The sequence below is a fragment of the Prosthecobacter sp. GW821-HT29F12 genome (genome assembly GCF_058803405.1).
Window position 1 is genome coordinate 116,775 of record NZ_CM179517.1, and the last position, 19,930, is coordinate 136,704.

At 60.6% G+C, this 19,930-nt stretch carries 15 protein-coding genes and 1 tRNA gene; 7 read left to right on the forward strand and 9 right to left on the reverse strand.

What is annotated here, in order from left to right; genetic code table 11:
• Nucleotide 1: 1 nt before the first annotated feature.
• From AC3RLQ_RS00395 to AC3RLQ_RS00425, 7 genes are all read right to left on the reverse strand, one after another.
• A complete protein-coding gene (locus tag AC3RLQ_RS00395; protein WP_493033298.1) occupies nt 2-2,089 on the reverse strand; it encodes a sensor histidine kinase in 2,088 nt (695 codons plus the stop codon).
• Between the two features lie 22 nt (nt 2,090-2,111).
• Nucleotides 2,112-2,912 carry a PH domain-containing protein gene (locus AC3RLQ_RS00400; protein WP_493033300.1) on the reverse strand — a complete coding sequence of 267 codons (801 nt, stop codon included), beginning with the start codon at nt 2,910-2,912 and terminating at the stop codon, nt 2,112-2,114.
• Nucleotides 2,913-2,969: 57 nt separating this feature from the next.
• Nucleotides 2,970-3,464 (reverse strand): YbjN domain-containing protein, encoded by a 495-nt coding sequence (locus AC3RLQ_RS00405; RefSeq protein WP_493033302.1) that lies wholly within the window; start codon nt 3,462-3,464, stop codon nt 2,970-2,972.
• Nucleotides 3,465-3,500: 36 nt separating this feature from the next.
• Nucleotides 3,501-3,577, reverse strand: a tRNA-Pro gene (locus tag AC3RLQ_RS00410).
• An 85-nt stretch (nt 3,578-3,662) separates the two neighbouring features.
• On the reverse strand, nt 3,663-5,213 hold the full coding sequence (locus tag AC3RLQ_RS00415; protein WP_493033304.1) for a lipase maturation factor family protein: 1,551 nt from the start codon (nt 5,211-5,213) through the stop codon (nt 3,663-3,665).
• Nucleotides 5,210-5,542: a hypothetical protein gene (locus AC3RLQ_RS00420; protein ID WP_493033306.1), complete on the reverse strand. Its 333-nt coding sequence runs from the start codon at nt 5,540-5,542 to the stop codon at nt 5,210-5,212. Before AC3RLQ_RS00420 ends, AC3RLQ_RS00415 begins: the two co-directional genes overlap by 4 nt.
• 125 nt (nt 5,543-5,667) lie before the next feature.
• Nucleotides 5,668-6,579 carry an N-acetylglucosamine-6-phosphate deacetylase gene (locus tag AC3RLQ_RS00425; protein ID WP_493033308.1) on the reverse strand — a complete coding sequence of 304 codons (912 nt, stop codon included), beginning with the start codon at nt 6,577-6,579 and terminating at the stop codon, nt 5,668-5,670.
• A 318-nt stretch (nt 6,580-6,897) separates the two neighbouring features.
• On the opposite strand from AC3RLQ_RS00425, the gene AC3RLQ_RS00430 reads away from it, so the two are divergent.
• From AC3RLQ_RS00430 to AC3RLQ_RS00455, 6 genes are all read left to right on the forward strand, one after another.
• The gene (locus tag AC3RLQ_RS00430) at nt 6,898-7,587 is read left to right on the forward strand and encodes a MotA/TolQ/ExbB proton channel family protein (protein ID WP_294400131.1); all 690 of its coding nucleotides are present in this window, start codon (nt 6,898-6,900) and stop codon (nt 7,585-7,587) included.
• Nucleotides 7,588-7,659: 72 nt separating this feature from the next.
• Entirely contained in the window at nt 7,660-8,064 is a 405-nt protein-coding gene (locus AC3RLQ_RS00435) for a biopolymer transporter ExbD (RefSeq protein ID WP_461526411.1), read from the forward strand.
• A gap of 16 nt (nt 8,065-8,080) precedes the next feature.
• Entirely contained in the window at nt 8,081-8,821 is a 741-nt protein-coding gene (locus AC3RLQ_RS00440; protein WP_493033310.1) for a hypothetical protein, read from the forward strand.
• Nucleotides 8,818-9,063 (forward strand): hypothetical protein, encoded by a 246-nt coding sequence (locus AC3RLQ_RS00445; protein ID WP_294400134.1) that lies wholly within the window; start codon nt 8,818-8,820, stop codon nt 9,061-9,063. Before AC3RLQ_RS00440 ends, AC3RLQ_RS00445 begins: the two co-directional genes overlap by 4 nt.
• 160 nt (nt 9,064-9,223) lie before the next feature.
• Nucleotides 9,224-10,153: an AAA family ATPase gene (locus AC3RLQ_RS00450; protein WP_493038800.1), complete on the forward strand. Its 930-nt coding sequence runs from the start codon at nt 9,224-9,226 to the stop codon at nt 10,151-10,153.
• A gap of 4 nt (nt 10,154-10,157) precedes the next feature.
• Nucleotides 10,158-13,079: a transglutaminaseTgpA domain-containing protein gene (locus AC3RLQ_RS00455; RefSeq protein ID WP_493033312.1), complete on the forward strand. Its 2,922-nt coding sequence runs from the start codon at nt 10,158-10,160 to the stop codon at nt 13,077-13,079.
• 31 nt (nt 13,080-13,110) lie between these two features.
• Here AC3RLQ_RS00455 and AC3RLQ_RS00460 read toward each other — a convergent pair whose 3' ends face one another.
• Nucleotides 13,111-18,255, reverse strand: a complete 5,145-nt coding sequence (locus AC3RLQ_RS00460; protein ID WP_493033314.1) for a beta strand repeat-containing protein — start codon at nt 18,253-18,255, stop codon at nt 13,111-13,113.
• A 261-nt stretch (nt 18,256-18,516) separates the two neighbouring features.
• Here AC3RLQ_RS00460 and AC3RLQ_RS00465 point away from each other — a divergent pair, with 261 nt between their 5' ends.
• On the forward strand, nt 18,517-18,861 hold the full coding sequence (locus AC3RLQ_RS00465) for a hypothetical protein (RefSeq protein WP_461526415.1): 345 nt from the start codon (nt 18,517-18,519) through the stop codon (nt 18,859-18,861).
• Nucleotides 18,862-18,933: 72 nt separating this feature from the next.
• On the opposite strand, the gene AC3RLQ_RS00470 is transcribed toward AC3RLQ_RS00465, so the two are convergent.
• Nucleotides 18,934-19,923 (reverse strand): hypothetical protein, encoded by a 990-nt coding sequence (locus AC3RLQ_RS00470; protein ID WP_493033316.1) that lies wholly within the window; start codon nt 19,921-19,923, stop codon nt 18,934-18,936.
• Between the last annotated feature and the right edge of the window lie 7 nt (nt 19,924-19,930).

The window sequence follows — 19,930 nt, forward strand, 5'->3', positions numbered from 1 at the left end:
GTCAAGTGGTCAAGGTGTCAAGCGGGAGGCGAACGGTGACGATGGTGCCTTGTTTGGGCCGGCTTTGCCAATCAACGTTGGCGTTTATTTTGCGGCAGCGCTCGCGGATGCCCATGCAGCCAAAGTGGCCGGGCTGGCCGGTGGTCACGGCGCTGGCGGTGAGGCCCTGGCCATTGTCGGCGATGCTCAGCGTGAGCATGTCAGCAGTGGAGGAAAGATGAAGCGTAATCTCCGTGGCCGCTGCGTGCTTGAGCGCATTGGTGATGGCCTCCTGGGCGATCATACGCAGGTGATGGGACACGGGCCCGGTGATGGGCGGAATGGGGTGCAGGTCCAGTTTTAATGCCGGTGCATTTGGCGGCATTCGCGTTTGGATTTCTCGCAGCGCGCTGAAAAGATCATGCAGTTGGGCGGTGTCACGCAGATCAGCCACGAGGTTCCGCGCTTCGCTTTGAATGCGGGAGACAAGACTGCGGGAGGTTTCGATAAGCGTGCGGGCTTTGTCCTCAAGTGGTCGCGTCGTGGCGGCATCCAGTCGCAGTGAGAGCCCCGTGAGCTCCTGCTCCAGCGTGTCATGAAACTCTCGCGCGATGCGCTGGCGTTCATCCAGCGTGGCCTGCTGTACGATGCGGCTGCTCAGGACTCCGATCTGCCGCCGTTGCGCTGCGATCCAAATGAAGGCCAGAAGCACGATGCCTGCAAGAATGCTGCTGGCGATGACAAGGCGACCCGCCGTCCAAAACGGGGCTGAATGGACCACTTGAATGTCATCTGCCGAGCGCAGCAGAAGTGATGCGCGTTCGGCCTGAGAGCGGAACCCTTTGTCCGTCGATGACTCGACGAGGCAGATGCCGGTAAGTTCAACGGACGTGCCGATTTCGAGCTCGGGGGCGCTGGATTGCAGCAGAAAGGCGCGCAGCGGTGTACCATTCGAGGTGAGGCGGAGTTCAAAGCCGTCTGCACTGCGGAAGAAATCATTGAGCACCGCAGGCGTGGCCAGGTGAACGAGATCCGCGTCATGCGAGCCATCTTGGAATTCTTTGAGAGAAACAACCGCTGGGGCAGGCGAAGCATCCGGCTCCGTGGTCAGCACGAGTGCATCTGCCAGCGAGGCGCTGAATCCGGCCATGATGGGAAAGCCAATGATCTCAGCACGATGCCCGGACGTGAGATTGACTGCGGACATGAGGCGAATCGCGATCGAAGGTGATTGCGGCGGTTTGGGGGGCGCATCTTTTGGCGCTTCTCGGGGAGGTGGCGGCGGAGTGGCATCGCGCAAAAAGACACGACCATCGGAAAAAGCCGCCAGCACGGTGCCACGAATTCTGGCACGATGGTGGGGCTCGTCGGCGGTACCGAACTGCAGCAAAGTGACCACGGAGGTGATGGGCAACGCTTCGAGAGGCAGCGCGGCTTTGGTGATCACCACATCATTCCAATCCGTGACGCGGATGTAGGGAAAGACGAGCTGGCGGCGGTCATTGATGCCACCTGCTGCGAGAGCGGTGATGCGGAGGCGGGCGTCGATAAGCGACGGAGCGGTTTCCAGCGGCGCATCCACGCGCACCTCCAGTACCCGGCTGCCGATGGCAAGGCGCAGCAGCGAGCGTTTTTCATCCAGCGGCGTCAAAGTACGGCCAAGGCCTTCAACGATCACACGCTGGTAGTGGAAACGGCCTGTGGCCAGATCATCATAGCTGGCGGGGGCCGCAGAGGGAGGAGCCCCATGACCGAGGATTTGCAACTCAGCCACATCGACTCCGGGAAAATAAAGGCCGGCGGTCGTGGTGCCCTGAATGCGCACATGGTCACCCACGCGCAGATCATTGCGCGTGGGTTTGAAGTGCAGATGCGTGCCTGCGGTGTCGTCCTGTACAAAAGCCGTGCCACCGCTTTCCACGAAACCGATCGTGGCAGTGAGATCGACCGGCAGTTTTTCCAAACTGCGCTCATACGGCAGCATGCGTATGTCGATGGCACGGGAGAGGGGGGCGCCTGCGGCGAATGACGAAAGTGAGATGACGAATGCGGAAAGCAGCACGACGCGCCCAATGAGAGATGCTGGGCCGTGAGGTCCGTCATTCTTCATTTTGCATGCGTCATTCCTCATTTCAGTCATCCGTAGGATCCACCCCCCGCTGCAGTTTGCGCACGAGATCCTTCACGACGTGGGCACTGCGCATGTCCTTGAATTGTACTTCGATGCCGGCATTGGCGGCGGTGGAGAAGTCGATGGTGCCGAGACCGAGCAATCCTTTGAGACCGGCTTCATAAACGTCGATGCTGCGAATGTCGCAGATGCGCGCTTCTTTGGAACTGCGGCCAATGATGCCCCAGATCAGCTCCACACGTTCGCGTGTGACAATGTAGTCATGCGAGTAACGCGCGATGCCGACCGCGATGAGGGTGGATGAAGCGCACAGCAGGGCGATGAGACCATACTCGAGCTGAATCACGCATAGCAGTGCGCCGGCAACGGTGAGCAGCAGGCAGAGGATCAGCGCCTTGGTGTAGCCCAGCCAGGATGGATGCGCATGATGCAGGATGATTTCACCGCTGGGGGAGTAGTCGAAATCGTCATCCTTGTTTTCCTCGGGGGCTGCTTCGTCGGCTGCCTCCTCCTCTTCTTCTTCTTCTTCTTCTTCTGCCTCTGCTGTCGGCTCGTCCGGAAGTTCAGTGTCAGGACTAATCTCACGATACATGGGGCGGGCGATCCGCGCCTGGCCGCTGCTGGCATTGGGACGGCGCATGCCGCTGACCAGTTCCCCCACGGTGTGCATATGGCCTGTGTCCTCATCCATGCACATCTCACCCCGGGCGAGGGAGCCGCGGGCCACGAGCGTGTACAGATCCTCCTTGGACAGCGGGTCGCTGAAAGCCGGGTGCTGCGGGAGTGTGTAGCGGGCGGACATTGGGAAAGCCTGTTCGCGGCCACAAAAGCACAGGCGGACTGCCCGTGTCACGTCCAATCACTCGGCCTCGGGCACGGGCGGGAGCAAATCTGCGCGTTTCATCAGGTCCGCGACCTTGAGCAGCAGTAGTTCGCCTTTGGGCGTCTGGATGATTTCACCGAGAAACGGCGTGAGACGGTCCAACTCCGCCACGGCGGAATGCACGAGGCTGGCAATGATGCGCGCATCGTGGCGGTTTGGCGGGAAGACATTCGTGACGCGGAACATCACCTGGCCGCTCTCCCATTCGAGCTCGAAGTTACCGAGGTTCAGATCCTTGTTTGTGCGCATGAGCAGCTCGCACACCGGCAGGCGATGGGAGGGCGGCACCTGCAGGGTGGAGTTTGAGACGACGGTGATGATGTGCGTCTCTCCAAAAACCTGCACGTGCAGAGGGATCTTGGTGTGGTGCGCTTCAAAATCAGCCTCGATGACGGAATGCTCGGGTACTTCTCGGTAGAGCCAGCCCATTTCCTTGAAGGTGTTCAGGGCGGTGGCGTAAAGGGCGGACATGCGGCGGGAGTGAGATCTGAGATTTTAAATCTTAGATGGTCGGGGCGGCCAGATTCGAACTGACGACTTCTTGCTCCCAAAGCAAGCGCTCTACCAGGCTGAGCTACGCCCCGAAGGTTGTTTCCCTTATTCGAAACCGAACGAGGGGTCGCGATAGTGCCGCAGGATGGAACAGACGCAAGAGGAATGTCGCATGAATCATCTTCCAGAGGCTTTTAGCGACATAGTTCCGCTGAAATTGCCGCTGAGTTCACGCTCCCACCACTCCCCGGATGCTTCCCTCACCTCCGGGCTGGTGAAATGGTAGCGGTAGAGTTTGGCACGGATGTGGGTGATTTTTTCGATGGGGAAGGGCGGGGGCTCCAGCAGGTCCCACACCGGCTGCTTGTGCTGGAGCAGGGCGGTGCAGAACTGGCCAAACCAGTGCATGGGGGAGTTTGGGTTCGCATCCCGCTGCGGATCATAACCGGGATACAGGGCGGCGAACCACATCTGCCAGTCCAGCCGCGGCTGATGCGGGGCGATGAATGGCGGGCTGCGTTTCGTTTCGCCGGGCTTGTATTTAAATTCCAGCGGCAGGAAGAGAGCGCCGTCGTCGCTGACTTCGAGAATGATCTCGGGCCGCTCCTCGGTCATGTCCTGAAAGAGGCCATAGGCATTGAATGAGCGCGTGTGGCCGATGGGGACGTCGAGCTTCTCATGCAGCACGGCGGGAAGCACCGGCTTGAAATGGGGAATACGCCCGGCCAGAAAGGAATCGGCAGCCAGCAGGGTGACCAGCATTACAGGCAAAACCGCAGCCAGCGCAGGCCATTGCGTCCAGCGGGCAAAGGACGGGCGCGGGGCTTCGGGATCGATTCGCAGCCAGTGGCGCAGGCGCTTGGGAAACCAGCAGTCATCCAAGAGCGTGACGGCGAGTGCAGCGGTAAGCAGGTCGAAGAAATTGTAGTTCCCCGTGGCGGAGATCATGGCCATGAGGATGAGAAAACCCAGCGCGGCAGCGAGACGACCCCAGCGTCCGAGAAAAATCGCAAAGGGCAGACCCAGCTCGATGCCATACATGATCCAGCAGCTCGTCACGTGGATCCAGCGCGGCGCATGATGCGCGAACCACGAAAAGCCATTCGGCAGTGGCTGTGTCTCATAATGGTAGAGCAGCGCCGTCATGTCCTGCCAAGGCAGGTCACCCCCGCCGATCTTCACATAGCCAGAGAGAAACATCAGGCGGAAGAGCAGCCAGTGCAGGAGAAAAATTGAGCCGCGCGGCGGGTCCGTCGGTTCGCGCCACGACCACAAACGCCATGGCGCGAGGAACAGCGCGAGAAATCCGGCTTCCAGCAGCAGCGCATCCCACTGGTAGCCCATGAAGATATCTCCCATGGTGGCGAAGGAGAGATATCCAAACCACAGCAATGCCAGCAGCGGCCCCTGCGCCACTCCGGCCATCACAAGCACGGCCAGCACGCAGCAGGTGATCAGGCAGCCATGCGCAAAGGCATCGCTGTAATGCCAATGGAAGATGCTGGGAAGCTGCCAGAACAGCGTCTGATGCTCGCGCTCTTCAAACGCATGGACGTTTTCGAGGAGTGTCTTCGCGGGCAGGATGCCATTCTCGCCCACCAGTCCGTCATACTGCACACACCATGAGGCGAAAGCGATGAGGTAGATGCCTGCCAGCAGGCGTGGGAAGAGCCAGCGGACGATGGTGTAGCGTCCGCGATGGGAGTCGAGCCAGAGAAGTGGATTCACATGTTAACCAAAGAATATTTGGATTTGATGCGCTGGCTGAGGCGTTCGCCTTCAGTTTTTTTTGGATTATCGGCAATGAACTTCAGTGCTTCACGGCGAGTAGTGGGCAGCTTGCCGACAGATGACCAAAAACGATAACCGGCCAAAAATAGTAGCTCAGCAGCCTTCCATCCTTCGATATCTTCCAATTTTGGAGCTCTGAACGCTCTTCCCATCATATGAACCGATTTGGAGCATTCGGGGCAGATGTGTTTATTTTCTAAAAATTCAGTAGCAGGTCGGCGGCCTGAAATCTTTTGACTCAACCACGTCCTTCGCTGGTGTTCCATGGATAGGTACTCGAACTTGAAAGACTTACGGCATTCAAAGCATGCGTGTTGAATTCTGTAAGAGTATTTTTTTACTTTCACGGCAGTTCAAATTTTGGTGTCTCTCCAGCTTTGCAGAGACTGGCCTATATTCCAGCAATCGCCAATCTCGGATTCACATCCAGCACCTGCTTCAAATCTGCATCACTCATCCCCAACTCCGCAAAGGCATTCGCCTTGATCCGCGGCACGGTGACGGTGCTGCCGACAAAATGCGTGCCATCCGGCGAGCGGGCCACAAGGTCTTCCCCGATGAGGATATCCCACCCGGCGAGGGTGTAGCGGCCGGGGCCGAGGCGTGCGGCTGAGATGGCGTCGGTGACGAAAATGGTGCGCTCCAGGCCGATGCCGTCCAGCCAGTTTTTCAGCACAAAGAAAGGCACGTGCACGCCATCGGGGATGAAGCAGAGCCAGAGGCGGTCATGCAGGCTGAGGGCGCGCTGGATGATGTTGTCATGGCGGTGCATCTGGATGGGGCAGCCGTTGCCGAGGTGGGTAAACATCGTCAGGCCGGCGTCGCAGGCGGCGTTGAGCTGATCGAGCGAGGGATCGCAATGACCGGCGGAAATGGTGACGCCCTGGGAGGCCAGGTAGGCGGTAGTCTTGCTGCCTTCGTCGTGCTCCGGGGCGAGGGTCACGAGCTTGGCCAGCCCCCCGGCTGCGGCGAGGAGGCGCTTGGCGTCGTCCACATTCGCGGGCTTCACGGCCTGCGGCGGGTGAGCACCCACGTAGCCTTTGATGGGATTGATGAATGGCCCCTCAATATGGATGCCGGTGATGATGCGGCGGGCGAGTTCATCCTTTTCACGGAGTTCGACCAGTTTGCCGATGCGGCGCTCCAGGGTGGGGATTTCATCCGTGATGAAAGTGGCCAGGATGGCATCGCACCCGTCCTCCGCCAGGGCCTCACAGGCGTGGTGGAGGGATTCGGCGGTGAGGTTGTCACCGTTGAAGTCGGTGCCGGCGTAGCCATTGACCTGAAGATCGAAAGGATTCATGCAGGCATTGGAGCGGGTTAGGGAAGGGGAATCAAGGCTGGGAGGTGATGGGTTTTGGTATGAATGTCACGTCAGGAGGTCAAAAAGGGGGCTGGAATTACCGCCCCGACGGAAGGGCTTTTTGGTCATTTTAACGAGGCTTGCCCCTCCTTTGACCGCCCTGAAATCTTCCCCACTTGACCTCCGTCCCTCCATCCAGTTTATTTCCAGTGTTTACAAGCTATCAGTCTCGGCATAAAACATGCTAGGTATTTCACGTCTCTCCCGAACTGGCGTGGGGTGCCAGTCTCAACCCATACTCTTTCTGATTTTCGGCACATGATAGATCTTATCTCCAAAGGCGGACCGCTCGTATGGCTCCTCATAGGGTGCCTGTGCTTCGCCGGAGCTATTTTCATCGAGCGTTTGGCCTACTTCCACCGGGCGAGCATGAACGTCGGTGAATTCTTGGCCGGACTGGCCAGTCTGATCCGTCGCAAAAACTTCGCTGAGGCCCTGCAGGAATGCGTGGCGACACGGGTGCCTGCCGGGAGGGTGATCCACGCGGCGCTGCTGCGGCATCATGCGCCGCGCGAGCAGCTCAAGGAGATCGTGCAGGAGGCAGGTCAGCTTGAGGTGCCGAGGCTGGAGCGCTTTCTGGGCATCCTGAACGCCATCGCGCATGCAGCACCGCTGATCGGCCTGCTGGGCACGGTGATCGGCCTGCTGGACAGCTTTACCAGTCTCTCCTCCGCCAATGGCGTCGCGACGCAGGCAGATGTGGCACGCGGCGTCTATCAGAGCCTGATCACTTCGGCTCTCGGTCTGGTCGTGGCGATCCCAGCCTATCTCTCCTTTGCCTTTCTCAGCGCCCGTGCCCGCTCCCTGATGCATGATCTGGAGCGCGCCGGCATCGAAATCGTGAATCTGATCGAAGACGCCAACAGCACTGACAACATCGTGGAATTCCGCCCGGCGGAAGCCGCGCCGCCGATGACGAAATCGCGCGGCCGCGGGATGAAAGGATAAGCGCCCTCAGCGCATTTTCGGCTGGCCCAACCACTTCGCGCCTCCGATACTGCGCCTACCGCCGTATCAACCATGAAGCTCGAGAGTCATCTGCCCAAGCAAAGTCCCTGGCTGTACACGGTGCCATTGCTGAACACGATCCTGCTGCTGCTGGTGTATTTCCTCCTCACCAGCAACTTTGTAGTGCAGTCCGGCATCAAGGTGGAGCAGCCGCAGTCGAACTCGCGGCTGACAGGTTTTGATCGCGCCCACATCATCACCGTTCCCGCCGGAATGGAGAATGCGCTGTATTTTGACGGGGTGCGCCTCATCACCGCCGAACTGCGGGAAAAGCTCAAGGCAAACCGCGAAGGCGAACGCCGCGTTATCATCCACGCCGCCAAACAGGCGACCCATGGCCGTGTGACCGAGATCGGCAACATCGCCCTCGAACTCGGCTACGAAGTCGCGTATTCCACCGTCCCACCGAAAGCGTAAAACGCCGCAGATCACGATGTCCACGAAATCGCATTCGAACACCCCCGGGCTGATCTTCGCCTGGGATGTGCGCGATCACTCGATGTGGCGTCTTGTCGGGGCGCTGGTGGTGCTGATGGCCGCGATGTCCGGTTTCTTCTTCATCTTCCGCATTGTTCATCCAGTGTCGCAGCGGTTGCCGGTCACGCCGCAGCATGTGATCTCGCTGGATCCCAACAATCCCGCTGAGCTCGCGCTCATCCACCGCGCACAGGACCGCAGCTTTGCCCTGCTGAGCGACTCCGACTCCGTGGCGCCGGTCCAAAGCCAGCTGCTGGCCTTCCAACCCTCCTTTGTCGGCCATGAAATCAAGCTGCGCGAGCTCGAGCCTGCGACTGCCGCCATCCATCAGCCGCGTCTGTTCACCGCAGCTGCGGATGTGCTGCCACCGGTGCCACGCCGTGACGTCAAATCTGTGGCCCTGCCACCCGCCGCGAAGCTGCATGCCATCATGAGCCCTTCTCTGGCAAAGCGCGGGCCTGCCAATGTGGAACTTAGCAGCATCAAGCTCACTCAGCCCACGCGGGTTCAGTTCCGTGTCGCCATTGGCACTGCCGGACAGATTGTCACGGCGCTGCCGCTGAGCAGTGTCGAGGATGCTGAAATCATGCAGCAGCTGCATGCCGCCATTCGCACGCTTCGGTTCACCCCTTCTGAGGTCAAGCGTGTTGAGTGGGGCGAAATTTCCTTCCGCTGGGAGGTGGCTGCCACGCCATGATTCCCATCCCGCTCGGTGGTTTGATCATTCTGTTCATGGCGGTCGGAGTCACCACGGTCTGCGTGCTGTGGTTTCACAGCTTTTGGCGCGATCGAAAACGCGAAGTTTATCGGCGGCGCATCGCAATCCAGTGCCGTATCTGCGGCACCGCCTATGCATGCGAGGCCAAACGCAAGATCGACGTGACCATCTGCCCCGTCTGCCACACTCCGAACGAGCGGAACAAGCTGCAGCAGATCTAAGCATCACTAAGCATCACTAAGCATCACTAAGCATCACTAAGCATCAATTTGTCTGCGCGGGCGAATGCAGGCTTGCTTTCCAGCAGGCATATCGGCGACATTTGATGGCATAATCCCTCCACTCGTGTCCTCACGCGCATCCCATTCCCCCACCGACGCCATGCTGCCCGCCGCCACTGCACTGCAAGCGTCCCAACAAATCGAAACCATCATCGCGAGTGTGTCGCAGATCATTCTTGGCAAAGAGAATGTCGTGCGCCTCGCGGTGACCTGCCTGCTGGCACGTGGCCACCTGCTGTTTGAAGATCAGCCCGGCGTCGGCAAAACGATGCTCTCTCAGGCGCTCGCGCAGGCGCTGGGTCTGGGGTTTCGTCGAGTGCAGTTCACCAGCGATCTCCTGCCAGCAGACATCCTCGGTGCCTCGGTGTATGACCGTGACACGGCGGCGTTTCATTTCCATCGCGGCCCGGTCTTCACCCAGGTGCTGCTGGCGGATGAAATCAACCGCGCCACGCCCAAGACTCAGTCAGCTTTGCTCGAAGCCATGGAGGAAGGCAAGATCACGGCGGATGGTTCCACGCATCCTTTGCCGGAACCGTTCTTTGTCATCGCCACGCAGAACCCATCTTCACAAATCGGCACCTTCATGCTGCCGGAGTCGCAGATGGACCGCTTTCTCATGCGTCTCGCGCTCGGAGTTCCAGACCGCACCGCTGAGCGTGCGTTGCTCGAAGGCCAGGAGCGCCGCGAGATGCTGCGCGCGATGCAGCCGGCGATGACCTTCATCGAACTGCAGCAGCTGCAAACCTGGACGCGTGCGGTATACGCCTCGCCTGCATTGCTCGATTACCTGCAGGACCTGCTGGCCGCCAGCCGTGTGCAGGGGCACGGCCTCTCTCCGCGTGCCGGGCTGTCAGTGCTTGCTGCCGCCCGAGCTTGGGCCTTGCTGAGCGGACGGGCGATGGTGCTGCCGGAAGACATTCAGGCTGTCGCCGTCGTCGTCATGGGACATCGTCTCGAACATGCCGCCGATGGCATGACCGGGGTGGAACTCGCGCGGCAGTTGATCGCTGAAACTCCGGTGCCTTGATGCCATGAAAGTGCGCGTGCGCTGGAACCGACACACGCTGGCGCTGTTCGCCATCGTTGCGGGCATGTGGTATGCGGCGGAGGCGCAGTCCAATGGGGCTGCTCATTTGATCGCGCTGCTCACTGCGACGATGGGTTTGCTCTCATGGCTGCATGCACGTGCGAATCTGCGCGGGTTGAGTGTCCGGCTGATCGGTGCCAGGCCTGCGGCACAGGATGCTGAAAAGTACATTCCGGTGGAGCTGCGTGCCACGGGGGCTGTATCTCCATGCGGACTCGAAGTGTACGTCGTTGGTGCTACCACGCCCGTGTTTGTTGAGCGTGTTCCGGCAGGCGGCGCGGTGGTCGTCGATCTTCCTCCGCCCGTAAACCATGCCAGCGGCGCATTGCAGCTGGTGGTGCGCAGTGTTTACCCTTTGGGCCTGTTCTCGGCGGAGTGCCTGGTTGAGACCAAGTGGGTGCGTCGCGTGCATCCCGAGGCTGCGGGTGATCTGCCACTGCCTGCTCCAGACACCACACGGCAGGGAGATGCCATCGCTGTCTCCTCCTCCCGTGGGAATACGGGCGGTGGTGATGATTTTGCCGGTCTGCGTGAATGGCGTGCAGGGGATTCTCCGCGTCACATCGACTGGCGTTCAGCGGCGCGTGGCGGCCCTCTGATGGTCAAATCATGGAGCAGCGGCGTCCAGGGTGTCGTGGTGCTCGACTGGAACTCACTGCAGCTCGATGCGCCTGCCCGTGCGGCACAAATCGTCCGCTGGATGGAAACCTGTGAAGACGAAGGAAAGCCGTACGAACTCCGCATGCCCGGGCTCATCATTCGCGCAGGCCATGGTCCCGCCCATTTGCGGCGCTGCCTCGATGCACTCTCTCTGCAGTCGGGCACGGATGCCGGATCTGCCCTGTCGGATGAATTGCAGGCAGGCAAGGTGGACAACGTTGTAAGTTTGGAGCAGTCCACCTTTCTCCCCAAACGACCGCTGCTGTTTCTCAGTCTCGCGCTGCTTCTCGCCATCCTGCCGCTGCGCGGTTACATCGCCACGCCAGGTTTGGTGGTGTGTGCGTTGTGCCTCATCTGGCGCGGGGTGCTGCGCATGGCGGTGCCGCATTTGCTGGTGCGCATTGGCGTCATCATTGCAGGTGCCACTGCGGTGTATTTTAGTTATGGTGAGCTGGGCGGCATGGAGCCCGGCATCGCGCTGCTGCTGGTGCTTGCTGGCGCCAAGATGCTGGAAAGCCGCACCCCACGTGAGTTTCAGGTGCTGGCGCTCATCGGCTGGTTTCTCGCCTTCTGCGCAGTGCTGCTGGAGAACCACCTCGCACGGTCTGTGTGGACGGTGGTGGTTGTCCTGTTCATCACCGCCTGCATGGTGCGCTTTCGCCGCAGCATTCCGGGGGTGCGTGAACCGCTGCGCGTGACGGGCATGCTGTTTGCCCAGGCGCTGCCATTGGTCTTGCTCCTGTTCTTTGTGTTTCCGCGCGGGCTGCTGGATCTGGGGTCCGCGCTCGGCCGCAGCCGCTTTGGTCAAACGGGCCTCGATAATGTTCTCGATCCCGGCAACATCGCCCAGGTGGCGCGGAGTTCGGATGTGGCCTTCCGTGTACGCTTTCCTGATGGTACACTGCCTTCAAACGAGACCCGCTACTGGCGCTGCATCACGCTTTGGGACTGTGAAGGCATGCGCTGGACGCGGGGTGACCGTCTCAGCTTTGCCCCCCAGCTGCCACGTCCGAAAAACGGCATGGACCTGCGTCAGATCATCGACCTTGAGGCGCACGGCAAACGATGGCTGCCCGCGCTGGATCTGCCCATCATGGCCAAGCTGCGTGGCGAGCGGCTGTCTCCCGAATTCGATCAATCGCTCAGCTCTCCTTTCATGGTGCAGAATTCCGAGCGTTTCGAGGTGGTCTCGCGTTTCGAACTGCCGCCCTTTCGTGAACTGCCAGAGGATCACCGGGAAGCCGCGCTGCAACTGCCGCCAAACATCTCCCCCAAGCTTAAGCAGCTCACTGACTACTGGGAATCGGTGACGCAAACGGATGAGCAGATTGTGCAGATAGCGCTTAACTACATCAGGACCCAGGGTTTCAGCTACACGCTGGAGCCGGGAGAGTACAAGGGGCCGCAGGCGCTGGAAGACTTCTTTCTGAAACGCCGCATCGGATTCTGCGAGCACTTCAGCGCCAGCTTTGCCACGCTCATGCGCATGGCTGGAGTGCCGTCACGCATCGTCGTCGGCTACCTTGGTGGTGAATACTCCGACCACAATGGTGGCTACCTCATCGTGAAACAAAGTGATGTGCATGCGTGGACGGAAGTGTGGCTGGAAAATTACGGGTGGTATCGTGTTGATCCCACCGGAGCACTTGCGCCCGACCGCGTGAACATTGATCTGCAAGCCTTTCTGGCCGGAGGTGCCGAGGAGGCAGAACGCCAGCGCCGCACCCTGTGGGGGCGTTCTTTGCAGCGCCTGCGGCTGTGGTGGGACAGCGTCAACTACGACTGGCAAAACCAGGTCATCGACTACAATCAGGAATCCCAGCGCGGCCTGCTGGAAAGCGTCGGCCTGCGCCAGAGCAAGCTGGTGCTGCTCATCCCCAGTGCCGCCTTCGTGGTGGTGGGTGTCTTGCTCGTCGCCCTATGGCTGCGGCGTCCCGCGCGTCATGCCGATCCTTGGATGCGGCTGTGGCAGCGCGCCTGCAGCCGTGTGGGCAAAGCCGGGGTGAAGACCTGGATGCCCAATGAAGGCCCGCTGACCTTTGCCCGACGCGTCGCGGAAGCACGCCCCGATCTCGCTCCTCAGTTTGATCCCTTGGTCGCCATGTATGTGTCCGGCCGCTACGGTTCCTCGCACGAGGTGCTGGATCAATTCAAAGCAGCCGTGCTGAAGTTCAAGCCCAAGCGGCTGACAAGCAGTGCAAAGTGATTCAATGCAGGCCGCCTGCACATCTCCATTCTTAGAGCGCTGGCTGCCGTCTTCTCCGCAGACCCAAGCCCAGCAATCCACCCAGCAGTAGCAGGGCGCGGCTGGGTTCCGGCACGATGGCGATGACTCCGGTGCTGCCGAACTGGCTCACATCCCAGTACCAGCTGCTGTTGTAAATGGTGAGATCAGGCAGGTCGAGTGCGAAGCCCGCATTGTCAGCGCTGCCTCCCACTCGCATGCCGGTGCCTGAGTCATAGTAGGCCAGCGCAATGTTGGAGCCGGTCCAGTCCACCAAATCGAAAACTGCATGGTAAGTGGGAGTGAAGCCAGTTCCCAAGGTGACATTGATGGATGAGGCCGCATCGAGAGACAGGGTGCCATTCACGATGATGCGGTCGTTGCCGCCATCCATGGCGGTGCCGCTGACGCTGGTCAGGCGGTTGGTGATGGCATCAAAGGTGGCATTCAGGCCCGTGTCGCCACTCTTCAATTGCAGGGCCAGCGTGGCGGAGGCTCCGACATTGAAATTGCCTCCGATCAGAACCGTGCCGATTTGCGTGCTCAGTCCTGCCGTGCCAGCCGTCATGGTGGCCGCATTGCCGCCCGGTGCCAGAGTCGCATTCGCGGCGAGGTTGACAGAGCCTGCAATTCTTCCCATCCCGCCGAGAGTCGCGTTCGCATTGACCTGCACTGTGTTGGTGCCCGTGGCGGAATCAGCGCCGCCATACGCATTGTTCACCAGCAGGCTTCCGGCGCTGACCGTGGTCTGCCCGGTGTAGGTATTGGCACCGCTCAGCACCGTGGTGCCGCTGCCAGTTTGATTCACCACGCCCGAGCCGCTGACATTGTTGGCCACCGTCAGGAGATCGCTGCGGTTGAAGGCCAGCGTGGCGTTGTTGATAACATTCCCAGAACCCAACGTCCCTGAGGTGCCGCCATTGCCCACCTGCAGGGTGCCTGCGCTGATGGTGGTGGCTCCGGAGTAGGTGTTGGTGCCGAGGAGCGTGAGGGTGCCGCTGGTGGTCTTGGACACGGCACCGCCGCCGTTGATCTCGCTCACGTCTTTGAGCGTGCCGGAGGCGAGCTGAATGGTGTCGATGACGTTTGTCGCATCGCCAATGCTGTGCCCGGTCATGTCCAGTGTGCCACCGGTGAGGTTGATGGTGCTGATGGTGTTGCTGGTGTTGCTGGTGGTGGAGCCTGCGCTGCCGCCTTCGGTGATATTAACGTTGGAAATGAGGGTGCCGCCACTGATGTTGAGCGTGCCTGTGACCTTTCCAAAGGTGTTGGTATTCGAGTAAGTAGCCAAAACAAAGCTGCCGCCGGCATTCACGGTGAAAGTGCCGCCGCCGATGTTGAGAGTGCCGCTGGCAGTGGGGGAGCCGACGACCGTGCCAGCATTGCCGCTCATGGTGCCGAGTTCGACGGAGTTGGCGGTGAAAGTGCCGGTGTCAAAACTCACGGTCCCGCTGGCCCCGCCTGCGCCGCTGCTGCTGCGTTTGCCGATGATGAGCGCACCCGCAGTGACGGTGGCATTGTGGCCGCGGAGGTCGAGGGTGCCGGTGGGGGATGCGCCGGTGACGGTGGCAAGTGAACTGCCAACGGTGATGTTGGTGGTGGCGCCGGTCTTCCCGCCGATGACGACGGTGCCTGCGCTGCCTGCAGTTTGAGAGAGGAACTGCACGGTGCCGACGCCTTTGGACACGCCGATGTTGAGCGCATTGGTGGAGATGACGTTGGTGCCAGTACCGAGGTACAGAATGCCGTTTCCAGCATTGAAGTCAGCGCTGTTGGAGATCTGCACGGTGTTGGCGGTGATGCTGTTGGCGGTGTTGGAGAGGTAGAGGGTGCTCTTGTTGTTCAGGCCGTGGGCCACGCGGAATTCATTAACGCTGGCGGTGAAGGAGCCGAGGCCGCTGAAGTCGGTGATGGTGGTGTTGGTGTTGCCCTGATTGTCAAACGGAGTGGCGGCGCCCGGGATGGCATCTGCGGCGGCCTGGGAGGTGACGGTCTGCAGCCCGGCCTCGAAGTTGGCGGTGGTGGTGCTGACGACGAGGGAGCCTGCGCCGGTGATCGTGGCCAAGGTGGTGGCCTTGACCGTGCCGCTGACTCCGGTGGAGAAGCCACCATTGACGGTAAGGGTCTGTCCGGCGCCAATGGTGACGGTGCTGCTGAGACTGGCGTTGTTGGAAGCGATCTGCAGGCTGGCGATGCGCTGGCTTGCGCCGCTGAGATCGAAGGTGCCGGTGAAAGCTCCCGAACCGACGACGACTGCGGTACCCGTAGGCAGGGTGTCAGTGGCGCCGATCTTCAACGTGCCTGAGGTGATGAGGGTCGTGCCGCTGTAGGTGTTCGAGCCCGTGGCGGCGGTGAAAACGAGGGTGCCGTCTCCCGTTTTGTTGAGGCCACCTGAGCCGATGACCGGGGCTGCCAGTGTGGCGGTGACTCCGGTATCCACGCGCATTTCCGTGGCTGCGTTGGAGATGGAGATTTTGCCTCCGCCGTCGGTCAGGGTGTAGCTTTTGGCAAACTGGAGTCCGTTCACGACCACGGTGTCCTGCACCTGCACGGTGCCGCCGGTGGCACCGCCAAAGATGGCGATCTTTTCCACGGAGGCGGACCAGCTGGTATTGTTGCTGCCGTCTGCCAGCGTCCAGTTGGTGCCGGAATTGGTCCAGACGCCATCGCCGCCGTCCACGAGGTTGTCTGCCACGGTGTCGGTGCCGTCCCAGTACTGCGCGCTGATGGCGGTGGCGACGAGGTTTACGGCTTTGTTCACGGTATCGACGACGATGCTCGTGTTGTACCCGGCGAGCATCTGGGCCACGAGGCCGTTGTCGGTCAGGGTGCCGGTGTAGCCGATGAGCTTGTAGGTGCCTGCGGTGAAGCCTGCGCCGGTAGTGACGCGGACGACGCCATCAAGGGTGATGAGGCTGCCATTGGCCTGGATGAGATCGCTGCTGGTGCCGAGATCAAAAAGGAGCAAGCTGCTGTCATTGAGCACAAGATTGCCCCCGATGGTGAGGGTGCCGGTGCTCCCGGCGGTGAGGATATTGCCAATGCTGAGGGTGCCGAGATTCGCCACGGTGAGGCTGCCGCCGAACGTGCTTGAGGCGGCAAGGCTGGCGCCACCTGCGACGGTGACGGCGGTGTTGCCGAGGGAGCCGGTGACATTGAGTGTGCCTGCATTCACCGTGGTAGCACCTGTGTAGGAGCTGGCTCCGGAGAGGGTCCATGTGCCGGTGCCATTCTTGGTCAGGCCGGAGACGGTGGTGTCCATGGCGGCTGCAAGGCTGCCGCTGCCCGCGCCAGTGAGGGTGAGGCTACGGGTGCCGCCGACGATGGCGGTGGTGCTGGTAAGAGCGAGGCTGCCGCTGTCTGATGAGATGGCGACATTGGCAGTGCCAAAGGTCAGTGCGCCGCCGTAGCTGTTGGTGCCGCTGACATTGACAAGCGCGCCATTCTGCCCGGCGGCTCCGGTGCCGCTGAGGGTGAGAGCTTCGGCTCCTACGCTGATGTTGTTCTGCAGCTGAAGCGTGGCACCACTGGCGACGACGGTGCCTGCGTTGGCGGCGGAGGGGACGGTTTCATTGGTCATCACCGCACCCAGAGAGCTGCTGTTGCGGATGTTGAGGATGCCTGCATTGACAAGGGTCTGCAGCAGGTAGGTGTTGGCACCAGAGAGCGTCCAGGTGCCGGTGCCGGATTTGATGATCTGCATGTTCACCACGGTGGCGGCGTTTCCCGTGGTGCCACCGATCTGCCCCTGAATCTCGCCATTGCCGCTGCCGGTCAGGGTGAGATCGGAGAAGTTGGCGGCAGCGCTGACAGTGTTGCCCGTGGCAACGCGAACGCCGTTGGTGAAGGTGAGCGTTTGACCGGCCGTCATGGCATTGATGATGCCGCGCCCGGTGTTGCCGGCGGCGGCGTTGTTCATGACGATGAGGCGGTCTGTGGAGGTGGTGTTTCCTGCGTATTCAAAGGTGCCGACTGTGGTGCTGGCCTGGCCGAACATGAGCCTGCCGTTGCTGCCGACGGAGGAGTTGGTGCCGTTGTTGAAAATGGTGGTGGCCTGAAACGCACCGTCGGAGATGGAGACGTCGCCGACGAAGGAGTTGCTGTTGTTGTTGAGAAACACCCTGCCGCCATCGGTGCGCGACATGGTGCCGCTGCCGGTGACGAGGCCGTTGATGATGAAGCTGCCATTGCCACGGTAGATGATGCCCGTATTCACGCTGCCGTTCAGGGTCAGCGCACCGCTGCCAATGTTATAAAAAGCGCCATTGCCGGTGATGGTGCGGTCCGTGGCGGCCGCCCCGCCGGCGTATTTCACGAACGTACCGGATCCCAAAGTCAGCGTGCTGCCAGCACCGATGGAGCTGTTCTGCCCGGCATTGGCGATGCTGTTAAAAATGAGCGTGCCCGAGGTGACGGTGGTGTTGCCGGTGTAGCTGCTGTTGCTGTTGGTGAACTGCCAGACGCCCATCTGGCCGCTGCCGGTGATGTTGACACTGACGCCGCCTGACAAGCCGTTGGAGATCTGCCCGTTCATCACGTTGCCGGTGGTATCGCCGCTGCGGTTGCCTGTGGTGCCATTGAAATTGAGGGTGATCTGTCCAGTCGTATCACCGCCGCTGATGCTGCCATTGATGGTCAGCTTATAAGGATTCGTGTCCGAGGCTCCTGTGGTGGAGTTGTTGGCGAAGGTGTAAGAGCCTGCACCAGTGCTGCTGACCGGCTCAATGACCATCGGTGCATTCAGCGTGACGGTGGCGGTGTTTCCGGAGTTCATCGTCACGGCGCCGCCGCTGCTCAGCAGCAGGGTTTCTCCCGCATTGGCGCCCGCGCTGCCAATCGTGAAGGTGCTGCCTGCGGTGTTGGTAAAGGTGAGATTGCGGAGATTGCGTCCAGTATCGATTGTGATCGTGGTCGCACCCAATGCGGTATTGAATGTGGCGGTGTCCGCATTCGTGGTGCCCGAGGTGGCTCCCGGAGCCGTGGTCGGGTTCCAGTTGGTGCCAGTGGACCAGAGCTGCGTGCCGGTGCCGCCGGTCCAGCTGGCATCTGCGGCCACGCTGGCATGGGTCAGCAATAACACCGGAAATAGTGAAACGGCATGGAGGATGGAGCAAAAGGCACGACGACGAAGCGGCCTTTTGAGTAGCGAAGCACTCATGGTCTTTTTTGGGGGGTGCCTTTCGGAATTCGAAAAGCGAGGGTTGGGGGCTGTTGGATACCCCAGAAACACCACAAGTTCAAAATCAGAGTGCTCCACATCGAGCAAGTGGCGCAAAGCACCACAACAAGCATGAACCAAAGCTTAACGATGCGTATGAAATGCCCCCGCCTGCGACGCAATGACTGGCTTCGGAAAATTTTGAGATGAATGGAAGTTAAGAGCTGTTTTCCTGAACAAATGCTGCCAAGCATCCGGTGCATGAGCGAAATCAGAACCTACGACGGCTACTTCACCTTCAAGATCCTCTCCCGCGAGCAGGCAGACCATTTGGACGACCTCTTCGCCGAGAAGGGCATCGAAGTGGACTTGGCCCTGCAATCCCTGGAATTCTCCTGGATGGGCCTGGAGCGCGACCATGTGATCTTGAAGCTCTTCATGGAAGTCGCCAAGACCCTCGGTGAAGCCGAAGGCGAACTGCGCTGCGAAATCGACGATGACGCCGTCGATCCCCATTTCGAATTCTTCACCATCAAGGACGGCCAGCTTTTCCTTCAGCGCGGAGCACTGGTGCGCGAGAGCGAACTGATAGCGCAGCTGGGCTGAGACACTCGCGGCAGGGCAAGGGCATCCCCCCCCTGCTGGCATGGTTCATGCAGGCTTCGTGAGGCGCGTTCGTCACGGTTTGGCGCTCACGCGCCCGATGACCAAAAAGCCTGCAAATGATTCGGCCGGGTCCAGCGTCAAGGGAGCGTCAACGTCCTTGGTGCAGATGACCATCTCCACATTGTAGATCTCAAACTTGTGGCGCGTTTTTTCAAAACCCAGGCTATGCAGGTACTCCAGATCCTTGCTCAGGGGCCTGCCGCCCTCCATCTCCGCGCAGGCGACATAGATTTTTCCCGGAGACACCACGTTGACGAAGGTGGACGACTTTGCGCCCCCGGCTTTTTTGACAAAGGTCATCTTCCTCAGCGTGCTGTTAAGCTTGCCGATGGAATAAGACCGGTTGGTGTAGGGCTGGGCGCCCTCTTCAAAAGGCGTCACCTCACCGCTCATCTCCACACCGGCCAGACCATCAGGGTTGCGGGCTGTGAGGGGGCGCTGCACGGGCGGTGCGGTGGCGGCCGTTTTTGTCAGATCCTCTCTCAGTTGCTTCACCTGCAGGGCGGCGGCCGCATCCTGCGCCTTGGTCAGCTCGCTCTGCACCTGGGCCAGAGCCGTATCGTAGCGCTTCAGCGCATCCACCAGCCCCGTCTGTTGCACGGCCTCCACCTTGGCCAGTTCCAGCTTGTAGCTCGCATAGGCCTGCTTGAGCGCCTCAGGCGGCGGCTCGGCCGTGTCCGTCAAAGCCTGTCCTTTGTCCATGCGTGCGATGTCAGCCTTGATCCGCACCAGCCCGTCCAGATCGTTGCGTGCCGCCGCAGCACCGCCCTCCCGCTCAAGCGCTGGCTTCACTCGCGCGTTCAATGCATTGACTCCCTGTTCATAGGGGACGCGGACGTTTCGGAACACGAAGGACTCGTAACCGCTCTTGAGCGACGCCAGCCTCTGCTGAACCTCCGGAGCAAGCGCAGCCTCCGCCACCGCAGCAGCACAGAGACCATAGGGCATGTTCAGGCACACGATGAGAATTCCACATTGGATGAATGGACGACGAAGCATCATGACTGGC

Coding starts and splice junctions, on each gene's coding strand:
- AC3RLQ_RS00460 (WP_493033314.1), bottom strand. CDS start 18,255: ATGAGTGCTTCGCTACTCAAAAGGCCGCTTCGTCGTCGTGCCTTTTGC.
- AC3RLQ_RS00435 (WP_461526411.1), top strand. CDS start 7,660: ATGAAGCTCGAGAGTCATCTGCCCAAGCAAAGTCCCTGGCTGTACACG.
- AC3RLQ_RS00420 (WP_493033306.1), bottom strand. CDS start 5,542: ATGGAACACCAGCGAAGGACGTGGTTGAGTCAAAAGATTTCAGGCCGC.
- AC3RLQ_RS00465 (WP_461526415.1), top strand. CDS start 18,517: ATGAGCGAAATCAGAACCTACGACGGCTACTTCACCTTCAAGATCCTC.
- AC3RLQ_RS00455 (WP_493033312.1), top strand. CDS start 10,158: ATGAAAGTGCGCGTGCGCTGGAACCGACACACGCTGGCGCTGTTCGCC.
- AC3RLQ_RS00450 (WP_493038800.1), top strand. CDS start 9,224: ATGCTGCCCGCCGCCACTGCACTGCAAGCGTCCCAACAAATCGAAACC.
- AC3RLQ_RS00470 (WP_493033316.1), bottom strand. CDS start 19,923: ATGATGCTTCGTCGTCCATTCATCCAATGTGGAATTCTCATCGTGTGC.
- AC3RLQ_RS00440 (WP_493033310.1), top strand. CDS start 8,081: ATGTCCACGAAATCGCATTCGAACACCCCCGGGCTGATCTTCGCCTGG.
- AC3RLQ_RS00425 (WP_493033308.1), bottom strand. CDS start 6,579: ATGAATCCTTTCGATCTTCAGGTCAATGGCTACGCCGGCACCGACTTC.
- AC3RLQ_RS00445 (WP_294400134.1), top strand. CDS start 8,818: ATGATTCCCATCCCGCTCGGTGGTTTGATCATTCTGTTCATGGCGGTC.
- AC3RLQ_RS00405 (WP_493033302.1), bottom strand. CDS start 3,464: ATGTCCGCCCTTTACGCCACCGCCCTGAACACCTTCAAGGAAATGGGC.
- AC3RLQ_RS00400 (WP_493033300.1), bottom strand. CDS start 2,912: ATGTCCGCCCGCTACACACTCCCGCAGCACCCGGCTTTCAGCGACCCG.
- AC3RLQ_RS00430 (WP_294400131.1), top strand. CDS start 6,898: ATGATAGATCTTATCTCCAAAGGCGGACCGCTCGTATGGCTCCTCATA.
- AC3RLQ_RS00395 (WP_493033298.1), bottom strand. CDS start 2,089: ATGAAGAATGACGGACCTCACGGCCCAGCATCTCTCATTGGGCGCGTC.